Annotated in this window: 10 protein-coding genes; 6 read left to right on the top strand and 4 right to left on the bottom strand. The window is 67.5% G+C overall.

The features are described from left to right. Positions 1 to 286 precede the first annotated feature (286 nt). From F8271_RS03920 to F8271_RS03910, 3 genes are all read right to left on the bottom strand, one after another. A complete protein-coding gene (locus F8271_RS03920) occupies positions 287 to 1,315 on the bottom strand; it encodes a transposase (RefSeq protein WP_255473637.1) in 1,029 nt (342 codons plus the stop codon). Between the two features lie 552 nt (positions 1,316 to 1,867). After that, positions 1,868 to 2,185 (bottom strand): helix-turn-helix domain-containing protein, encoded by a 318-nt coding sequence (locus tag F8271_RS03915; RefSeq protein ID WP_151488197.1) that lies wholly within the window; start codon positions 2,183 to 2,185, stop codon positions 1,868 to 1,870. Further along, positions 2,182 to 2,547: a type II toxin-antitoxin system RelE/ParE family toxin gene (locus F8271_RS03910; protein WP_151488196.1), complete on the bottom strand. Its 366-nt coding sequence runs from the start codon at positions 2,545 to 2,547 to the stop codon at positions 2,182 to 2,184. The genes F8271_RS03915 and F8271_RS03910 overlap by 4 nt, the downstream gene beginning before the upstream one ends. Before the next feature lie 779 nt (positions 2,548 to 3,326). Between F8271_RS03910 and F8271_RS03905 the strand changes: the two genes are divergently transcribed. Next, a complete protein-coding gene (locus F8271_RS03905; protein ID WP_151488195.1) occupies positions 3,327 to 3,752 on the top strand; it encodes a hypothetical protein in 426 nt (141 codons plus the stop codon). A 468-nt stretch (positions 3,753 to 4,220) separates the two neighbouring features. On the opposite strand, the gene F8271_RS03900 is transcribed toward F8271_RS03905, so the two are convergent. Further along, the gene (locus F8271_RS03900; protein WP_151488194.1) at positions 4,221 to 4,793 is read right to left on the bottom strand and encodes a GntR family transcriptional regulator; all 573 of its coding nucleotides are present in this window, start codon (positions 4,791 to 4,793) and stop codon (positions 4,221 to 4,223) included. Between the two features lie 155 nt (positions 4,794 to 4,948). On the opposite strand from F8271_RS03900, the gene F8271_RS03895 reads away from it, so the two are divergent. The 5 genes from F8271_RS03895 to F8271_RS03875 are packed head-to-tail and all read left to right on the top strand — an operon-like array spanning position 4,949 to position 9,479. Next, positions 4,949 to 5,272, top strand: coding sequence for a hypothetical protein (locus tag F8271_RS03895; protein WP_151488193.1), 324 nt, complete (start codon positions 4,949 to 4,951; stop codon positions 5,270 to 5,272). Next, positions 5,269 to 6,732 carry an FtsK/SpoIIIE domain-containing protein gene (locus tag F8271_RS03890; RefSeq protein ID WP_151488192.1) on the top strand — a complete coding sequence of 488 codons (1,464 nt, stop codon included), beginning with the start codon at positions 5,269 to 5,271 and terminating at the stop codon, positions 6,730 to 6,732. The genes F8271_RS03895 and F8271_RS03890 overlap by 4 nt, the downstream gene beginning before the upstream one ends. Then, on the top strand, positions 6,729 to 8,027 hold the full coding sequence (locus F8271_RS03885; protein WP_151488191.1) for a replication initiator: 1,299 nt from the start codon (positions 6,729 to 6,731) through the stop codon (positions 8,025 to 8,027). Before F8271_RS03890 ends, F8271_RS03885 begins: the two co-directional genes overlap by 4 nt. After that, positions 8,024 to 8,215: a helix-turn-helix domain-containing protein gene (locus F8271_RS03880; RefSeq protein ID WP_018802379.1), complete on the top strand. Its 192-nt coding sequence runs from the start codon at positions 8,024 to 8,026 to the stop codon at positions 8,213 to 8,215. Before F8271_RS03885 ends, F8271_RS03880 begins: the two co-directional genes overlap by 4 nt. Further along, positions 8,205 to 9,479: a site-specific integrase gene (locus tag F8271_RS03875; RefSeq protein WP_151488190.1), complete on the top strand. Its 1,275-nt coding sequence runs from the start codon at positions 8,205 to 8,207 to the stop codon at positions 9,477 to 9,479. The genes F8271_RS03880 and F8271_RS03875 overlap by 11 nt, the downstream gene beginning before the upstream one ends. The last annotated feature ends 18 nt before the right edge of the window (positions 9,480 to 9,497 follow it).

Below are 9,497 nucleotides of genomic sequence, written 5' to 3'. Positions count from 1 at the left end.
TCCTGGCCTCGCTACGCAACCTCGCCATCAACGCCCTACGCCTGGCCGGCCGACCCGACATCACCGAAGCCACCCGCTGGGCAGCCCGCAACATGACCAGGCCATTCACCATCCTCGGCCTCACATCGTGATCATGAAACGGCCGTGCGTCGATCGATGACCAGCGAGCTTGCATCGTTGTTGGTGGATGTATCGGCTCTGTTGGGTGTGGTTGTGGGCCGGCTGTCGCGCCGGTGGCGTGGTCTCCTGGGGTTCCTCCTGGTCGTTGGGGCGGTGGTGTGGGTGGTCAGGTGGCGGGCATGGGCATCCGACGGATGATCTCGATCGCGGTGGCCAGGTCGGTGGCCCAGGGCCAGGTTCGGGGTAGGCGTAGCCACCGGTAGCGGCGGGCTCGGACCAGGCGTGCGGGGGTCTGGAAGATCCGGTAACGCAGTGTCTTGGGCTCGGCTTTGGCCAGGGCGCCGGTCAGCGCGTAGAGGCCCATCCACGCGGTGAGGTCCACGGCGATGGTGACGGCGGCGCACCAGGCCTTGTTGACCTGCCATTGTTTGGACGGCAGATGCCCGAGGCCGGTGTCCTTGGTGGTGCGTACGTCGTCTTCGACGCGGGCGTGTACGCGGTGACGGGCGTCGGCGCGCTGCACGGACAGGCCGTCCGGGCCGTGGGCGCCGGTGTTGGTGACGAACGCCGAGTACCGGTAGCCGCAGGTGTCGAACAGGGTGGCCTGTTCGTGGTCGAACAGCTTGCGCCGGCGCACGATGACCCGCATCGTCTTCGGCCGTTTCAGGCCGGTCAGCCGCTCGCGGAGCAGGTCGGTGATCTCGGTGACCTGAAGGCCGTCGATGACCTCGCCGGTGGTGTTGGACAGGCACGGGACCCACCAGTCGTCGGGCCGGCGGTTGCATGCCGCCCGGACGTGTTCGTCGACGTCGAACCCGATCGAGTACGCCACTCGACGCCCGCCGGTCTGGTCGAGGCTGTGCAGCCAGTCGATGAGCGTGTGTGAGGCGCCGGCCCCGTCGGAGGTGATCAGCAGGTCGTCGCGTCGGTTGGCGGGTATCTGCGCGATGGCCTGGCGCAGTACCTCGATCAGATCGGCGGCGGTGTTCGCCCCGGCGTTGCCGGGGCGGGGCATCAGGGCGGCCAGTTCACCGGTGTTGTCGATCCACACACCGAGGCTGTGGAACCCGAACGTCTTCTTGAACGTCGCCTCGGCGTGTTCCTTGCGGGAATGGGCCACGGTGATGGTGCCATCCACCCGCAGCACGATCGTGTCGCCCATGCTCAGGCCACCGGCGTAGGTCGCCTCCGGCACGCCAGCCGGTAGCAGGCTCCACAGATGCGCGCGCCTTCGCCCGCGCGGCGTCGATGCGGTGCAGAGCGCTGTCGCTGATCTCACCCAGCGCGCGCAGGGCGGTGGTGTCCGAGGCCACGAGCCCGAACAACGCGGCCTGGGCCCGTAGCGCCTCGATGTCGTACACGTCTGTCCCGCCAGCGGCGATCGAACACGCGATGTCAGTCAGGACCCGGCCCCGGTCATGGACCGGATCGAATCCCGGCCTGGCCAGCACGGTGGAGATGCCCGCCGTCAGGCCGGTGCGGTCGGCGAGCATGCGGAGGCCAGCCACCCCGACCATCGCCACCACCCCGTCACCGTCGGCGGTGACACGCAGGTCCTTCGACCATCCAGTAAGCTCACGCACGTCGGAAGTGCCTCCTCGCAAGAGATCCTGGCAGATGTCGCAATCACCATTTTCCCTTGCCTGGCAGGCACTTCCGCGTTTCCGGGCCTCACGAAACCGTTACAAGATCACGACCCCGTGAATATCCAGGGTTGAGCCAGTCGGATCTTGGCGTACTGATTGAGCTATGCAATGGCGGCGATGTCGCCGTCGTCGAAGTAGATGGCTTGGTGCAGACGTCCGCCGAGGGCGTCGGCGTAGCGGGCGACGACATCTTGGCCGGAGATCTTGCCCTGTTCGATCTGGGACACGCGGCCCTTCGTGACGCCCATGCGGTCGGCCACCTGCTGCTGCGTCAGGCCCCGCGCGCGGCGTACCTCGGCGAGACGGTGTCCGACCACGGTGGCGAGAAGTTCCTGCTTGCCTTCCTCGACGGCCTGTTCGCCGCCGGCGCGCTCGACGTGGGCGGCGCGGATGTCGCTCCAGCGGGCGTAGCTGCTCATGGCTGTCGGCCCTCCTCCTCGGCGCGTTCCTTCAGGTAGATCTCGTAGCGTTGCTCGGCCAGGGGGATCGCTTCGGTGTACCACTGCTGCCATCGTCCTGCCTTGTCTCCGGCGACAAGCAGGATGCTGGAGCGCCATGGGTCGAAAGCGAACAGGATGCGTACGGTGCCGGGGCGCAGCTCTTTGAGGTTGGCGATCGACGAGCCGTGGATCGTGTCGACCAGCGGCCGGCCGAGCCCGGGGCCAGCTTCAGCGAGCAAATCGATGGCTTGCACGACGCGGGCGTGAATGAGTGGATCGAGGCCGTCCATCCACTCCTGTACCTCGTTGACGAGGTAGATCTCCCACTCGCCAGCAGCCACCAGCGGAGTATAGCATCCGCTATACCGGGGGCGTTGGTGCGAGCTCGATCCATCGACGTGGGAGGGCCGGACGGACCTGGGCCGCCTGTGGCGGTCTCTCCAGGTTGCCGTCATCGTCGCCGTCAACACCGATAGATTTCGATGCGGCGAGTAGGCGCCACCCACGAAAGGTCAGGTGAAACGCCATAAACACGTAAGTCACACTGCGTGACGGGGTGAAAATCCCACACGTACTATGTGATCGCCGGCAACACACCAGTGCTCGTCCACAACTGCAATACGACGATCTACCGAGTGCAGACAGACCACCCGGATAGCCAGCGGCTTTCCGTTGATGGGGGTGGCAACGTGTCGATTAATGGTGACGGGATGCTTCATCTGAACATGAGCGGAGATATTGCTCACTCCGAGCAGTTCCGTGGCTCAGGCGGACAGATCGTTGCCTTCGACGTCCCGACGTCGTACGTGAATAGTGTCAGGTCGGCGGCCATTAGCCAGCGCCGTCCCTCGGGGATGAGTCGGCGACAGTGGAATATATTCTCGGCGGGGCGTCCACAGATTGACGACCCTGGGAAGGGTCCGGACTTGTACGGCTTGCCATCGGAAATGTTTCCGGGACTCTTGGGGGCAATAATACCTGGATCTGGGAGGGTCTTATGACTCCGGACAGTGAGCTCGCTCGGACAAAGTCGCGTCCGGAAATAGGGCCATCAGGGCCTTTGGCTGCCTTCTATGTGGAGGTCGCTAGCTGGGATGAATCTGACAGGTTCGCGCAGCGTGTGAGGGAGCTTGTTCGTGCGGGCATTGAGGTGTCGGCTACATGTGACTTCGAAGCGGACGATTTGCCGGAAACGGGTCTTCCAGCCTGGATGAACGAGGCGGGCTTCCTTCAAGAACAGAATGATGCCAAGCTCAGATACTCTTTGCATCGCGGCGATGAGAGCTGGACGATGCAGGATCTCCTCTTTTCGTTTGACCCGCGACAGCGAAGTTGGGAATGGTGGGATATTACCCGGATTGCCGCAAATGTTGTGCAGATTTGGGTGGATTCACGAGGGGAGCCCGTGTTCGCGTGCGACGAGCTGAGGTGGATTTGTTACCTCAGCGGTGCGCGTTCCCTAGTGGGGCCTTTGCTCATGCCATCTGAGGCCTGGAAAAGTATGCCGTCTATCGGTATTGTGCCCGACTCGACCGGGGTGATCTGACGTAGATCCGTGACGGCCCGCAAAGGGCAAGCTCGATTGGCATTGGAGCGGATGAAGGCTGTTGGGCGGGTCGTCACGTGTCGATCCGCCCTTCGCCTCTGTGCGTCGCAGGGCATAGGTGCGCGTGCCGGTTGCTGTCAGGGCTGATGTCAGATACCTAGAACGTATGCGAATGGGTCGATCTAATTGTCGGGCTGGATGCCGAAGTTGCGGCTTCCTCGTTGGCACGGCGCGTAGCGGCGTGGCGTCGATCCCCGGAACCCGTCGCGTGGGTTGACCCGTGATGGGATCGTCACGGCCTTGATCGCTTCGACTGGGAAGCTCGCCTGGTCGCCCTGCTCGTCGCCTGGGCGCGTGCGCGCGGGCCGAAGGCTGTAGCGCGTGCGCGCGGCCCGGCTGGGCCGGGCCGTCTTGATTAGGTGAAGCAGTTTTTAGCCCAGTGGTTCCATCGGTGGCGGGGCTGCTGGGCTATGCCTTGGGGTTGCGGCGCTGCTTCTTCGGTGCCGGCTGGTCGGCGGGCTCGGAAGCTCCGCTGGCAGCGGCTCGTCCGAGGTTGGCTTCGTAGGCGGCGAGGTCGTCGGCGAGGTCGGTGTGTGCTTGTTGGAGGGTGGCGAGTTCTTCGGTGGCTTGCCAGGCGGCGGCGGTGTCCTTGTTCATGAACGCATCGACGATCTTGCCGCTGATGCGGTCGCGTTCGAGCAGGTAGAGGGCGAGGCGCCGGTTGAGTGCCGGGTTGTCGCTGATGACCGGGGTCTGGGTGGTTGCGGCGATGGGGTGGCGGTCGGCGTCGGTGCCGATGCGTTGGGGTGCCTGGGGGTGGACGAAGGTGCCTTTGCCGACGACGGCGTAGGTGAGGCCGCGGTGTTGCAGCTCGCGTAGCGCCCGTTGGGCGGTCATGGAGGCGACGCCGTAGGTGTCGGCCATGCGCCGGGCGGTGGGGAGCACGTCGCCGGGGGCGAGTTTGCCGGTGCGGATCTGGTCGACGATGTCGTCGACGACCCGTTGGAACAGGGCGCGTCGGTCGTCGGCGTCGTGCGGCATGTGCTGATCGTAGTCGTCTTGTCCTGATTGAGCTACACGGGCTACTCAAGATTCCTGGGTCAAACCCCTTGACTAGATCACGATTGTCACGTGAAGCTTAGGAAGCCTAGTAACCACGCCGTTGGGGTGTGGTGGGCGAACGAAGGAGAACGCTCGTGTTGGTACTGCCGATTGACGGTGGTAGGGGACTGCTGGTGCTCGCCGGGGCGACACCGCAGTTCAAGGACAAGGAGAACGGGGTTGCCGCCACGGACCGCGCCACGGGTGCGCCGTTGGTGGAGGTGCCCCTGGCGTTGACGGCCGAGGGCGGAACTCCGCAGGTGTTGCGGGTGTCGGTGCCGCAGCCGTCGGTGCCGAAGGACCTCGCGGTCGGCCAGTGGGTGAAGGCGTCCGGGCTGACGTTGGTGGCGGGGGAGAAGAACGGCCGGCCGTGGCAGATCTTCCGCGCGTCGGCGTTGACGGCGGTGAAGCCTGGATGACGACGATCGATTCGAACCATCTGAGATTGCTCACCCTGCTTCCCGCCGTGCTGCTGGGCGTGGCGGCCATCGTGGTGGTCGTCTGGCTGGCCGCGCACCTGCTGCGGTATCTGCTCACTGACGCCGAGATCCGGCCCGCGATGCGTGTTGGCTGGCGGATCCGGTGGACGTGGCGTCGGACCGCCGTGCGGGTGGGCCTGGTCCAGACCGAACGCGTCCGTCCGCCGTTGTGGTCGTCCCGGCCGCAGACGGTGGTGGTGCGGCGGGAGCTGGTTCCGCCGGTCCGGGTACGGGCGCGACGCTGGGGTGTCGAGGTCGATGCTTCCACGGTCGGCCGGCTCGGCCTGGCCGAATTCCAGAACGCCGCCGGGCATCTCGCCGACGCGTGGCGCGTGCCGCAGGTCCGGGTAGCGCAGGTCCGTCCCGGCATGGTCCGGCTGCGGGCGCTGCTGGTCGACCCGCTCACCCAACCGACCGCCTGGAACGGGCAGACCACCACCGCCGACCACGTGCAGACATGGTCGGCGGGTATCGACGCCGACAGTCAGCCGGTCACCATCCGCTCCTCCGGGGTGTCCGGGGTGGTGATCGCGGGGCTGGCCGGCTTCGGCAAGACCTCGCTTCTGAACGCCCGGTTCTGTCAACTCGCACCGAGTCCGGCGGTGCAGTTCGTGTTGATCGACGGCAAGGGCGGCCCGGACTACGACGACCTGTTCCGCCGGGCGTGGCTGTCGGCGAAGGACGACCCGGAGCAGGTCCGTGATCATCTGGCGCGGGTGCATGAGCTGATGACGGGCCGTCAGCGGTGTATCCGGGCGGTGCTCGGGGTGAAGAACGTGTGGCATCTCGGCCCGTCCGCCTCGTGGCCGCTGGTTGTGGTGGTGATCGATGAGGCGCACACGTTCTTCAACGAGTCCAAGGGCACCGACGTCGAGTCGAAGAAACGCGATGCGCTGGCGCGGCAGACGGCACGGCTCGTGGAGGAGTTGGTGCGTAAGGGCCGCAACGTCGGTGTCCAGGTGATCCTGGCGACGCAGAAGGCGACCGGGGATGCGATCCCGACGAAGATCCGGGACAACTGCCAGGTCGCGGTCAGTTTCGCGCAGCGCACCAGCGAGGCGGCCACGGCGGTGCTCGGCTCGGACATCACCGGCTTTCCGGATGAGCATCCGCGCCGGTTGCAGGACCCCGCCTACATCGGGGTCGCCTCGATGGTCGCCGAAGGCCGGCCCGGGTTCACCCTCGTCCGCACCCCGTACGTCAGTGACGCCACCGCTGGCCGGATCGCATCGGACACCGCCGCACTGGTGCGTGACCCGCTGCGGCTGCTCGCCGACGCCGCCAGGGCAGAACGTCCCGGCAGCCAGGACAGGGAGGGCGGCGGCTCATTCCGCCAAGAACACCCCGCCGCTCTCCCCGCAAGCAGCCCTCCCACGAGTGGAGAGGAGCTGCGCCGATGATGCCATCCACCCCTCATGGCGACCCCGACACCCTGCTCCGCATCGCCGCCGCTCAGGAGGTGGAGGGACGGGTCGGTGTGTGCCGGCATCCGATCCGGTTGACAGGGCGTGGTCTGCTGGTCGAGGCCGGCACCGGGCGTGTCCTCGCCGACACCGGCGACCGGCAGACGATCACGGTGCGGTGCCGTAACCGGCGTGCCGCGCGGTGTCCGGCGTGCTCGACGCTGTACAAGCTCGACGCCTTCCACCTGATCGCCGCCGGTCTCCGCGATGAGCCCACCACCGTGGCCCGGCCGCGGGTGTTCGTGACGGTGACCGCGCCGTCGTTCGGGCCGGTACACCTCGGCCCCGCCCGGCACGGTGTCCTGCGTCCCTGCCACCCCGATCGGTCCGTATGCGGTCGGTGGCACCTGCCGGACGATCCGCTGATCGGCACCCCCCTCGAACCGGACGGCTACGACTATCCGGGGCAGGTGCTGTTCAACGCCCAGGCCGGAATGCTGTGGGCGCGGTTCACCACCGAGGCACGCCGCACGCTCGCGGCTGTGGCGGGTCTGTCCCGGCGCGAGGCTGCCCGGCAGGTGCGGATGGCCTTCGCCAAGGTCGCCGAGTTCCAGGCGCGGGGAGTGGTCCACTTCCACGCGATTGTCAGGCTCGACGGGCCGGACGGCCTGCCCACCCCGCCGCCGACCTGGGCCACAATCCCCGTCCTGGAAACCGCGATCCGCCGGGCGGTCCCCGTCGTCGCCGTCGCGACGCCAGCGGTCGTTGGCGGGCGTGTGCTGCGGTGGGGTCGGCAGGTCGATATCCAGCCCCTTCCCGCAGGGGATGTGGTGGTGGCCCGGTACGTGGCGAAGTACGCCACGAAGACCGCCGAGGCCGTCGGCGTCGACGTGCCACCGCTGTTCTGCCGCGCATGCCGAGGCGACGGCTTGCGCCCCGCCGATGGGGCTCGCCGTTGGTGTCGGGTCTGTTCGGGCACCGGCCGGCGTCCCGGCGTCAGCCTCGACCGGCTTCCCGCGCACGGCCGCGTGTTGGTGGAGACCTGCTGGCGGCTTGGTGGACTGCCCGAACTGCGAGGGCTGCGGCTGCGCCGGTGGGCGCACCAGCTCGGCTACCGGGGCCACGTCACCAGCAAGTCACTGGCCTACTCGACCACCTTCGCCGCGCTACGTGGTGAGCGGCGCCGGTGGCGGCTGACCCGCCACGCCGAGGCTGTCGGTGTCGACCCGAGCACCGACCTGCTCACCGTTGGGGACTGGCGCTACACCGGCCAGCTCGGGGAGGGCATGTGAGCAGTCCTGATCTATTGACCGTCACCGACGTGATGGCCCGGCTGCAAGTCGGCCGGCACACCGTCTACGACCTCATCCGCTCCCGCCGGCTGCATTCGGTCCGTATCGGCCGTTGCCGCCGCATTCCCGCCCGGTCCCTGGCCGGCTACCTCGACTCACTGACCAAGGAGGCCGATCATGGCCGGTAGAAAGGCCAACGGCGAAGGCACGATCTTTCAGCGCGCCGACGGCCGATGGTGCGGCGCCGGCTACGTCCTCGCCGCCGACGGCACCCGTAAGCGCATCTACGTCTACGGCACCACCCGCCGCCAGGCGGCCGACAAGCTCGCCGAGAAGCTGGCCGACTCGAACCGGGGCCTGGTCGTAGCCGCAGACCCGAACCTCACCGTCGGCGAGTACCTGACCGCGTGGCTGACCGGCGTCGCCCGGCACCGGCTCCGCGCCACCACGTACGTCACGTACGAGTCCCTGGTCCGCCGGTTCCTGATCCCCGGCCTCGGCGCACGCAAACTCGGCACGCTCACGGTCCGGGATGTGCGGACCTTCCTCGACCGGCTTCCGAGCGTGTGCCAGTGCTGCGCGCAGGGCTGGGACGCCAGACGGAACCCGACGCATCCGGTCAAGGCCCGTCGGCCGCGCTGCTGCGCGATCGGCAGCTGCTGCAACAAGCACATCCGCCCGGCGACAGTCCGCTACATCCGGGCAGTCCTCTCGGCTGCGCTCGCGGACGGCGTCCGCGAAGACCTTCTCGGCCGCAACGTCGCCAGCTCGGTACGGCTACCCACCCCGCGCAGCGACTTCCAACCGTTCACCGCCGGCGAGGCACGCCGCTACCTGCTCGCCGCCGCCTACCACCGCCACGGGCCCCTGTTCGAACTGGCCCTCCGCACCGGACTACGGCGAGGCGAACTGCTCGGCCTGCAATGGGACGACATCGACCTCAACGCCGGCCACCTGTACGTGCGGCGCACCCTGGCCCGCACCCGAGGCGGCCCGACGTTCCAGCCGGTCAAGACCCACCGCTCCGCGCGGCGCATCGTTTTACCCCGCGACTGCGTCACCGCGCTCAAGCGCTACCGCAGACGGCAGGACATCGACCGGCGCGAGGCCGCCGACGAGTGGACCGAAACCGGGCTCGTGTTCGCCAACAGCACGGGCGGGCCGATGGACCCGGCCGCAGTGCACCGCCACCACCAGGCCATCTGCGAACTCGCCGACGTCCGCTACATCCGCTTCCACGACCTGAGACACACCTGCGCCACGCTGCTGCTGGAACAGGGCGTGGACCTGGTGACGATCAAGGACCTGCTCGGTCACGCGCAGATCCATACCACCGCCGACATCTACTCTCACGTCCGGCTACGCCTGCAACGCCACGCCGTCGAATCCATGGACCAGGCGCTGCAACCCGATCAGCCCGACGACGACTCCGACACCACCTCCGACGACTGAACCCGACCAACCGAGAAC

Origin of the sequence: Micromonospora sp. ALFpr18c (assembly GCF_008868155.1) — a bacterium.
Classification (GTDB): domain Bacteria; phylum Actinomycetota; class Actinomycetes; order Mycobacteriales; family Micromonosporaceae; genus Micromonospora.
The sequence above is the reverse complement of the archived record's forward strand: the minus strand, read 5'-3'. Positions and strand labels throughout refer to the sequence as shown.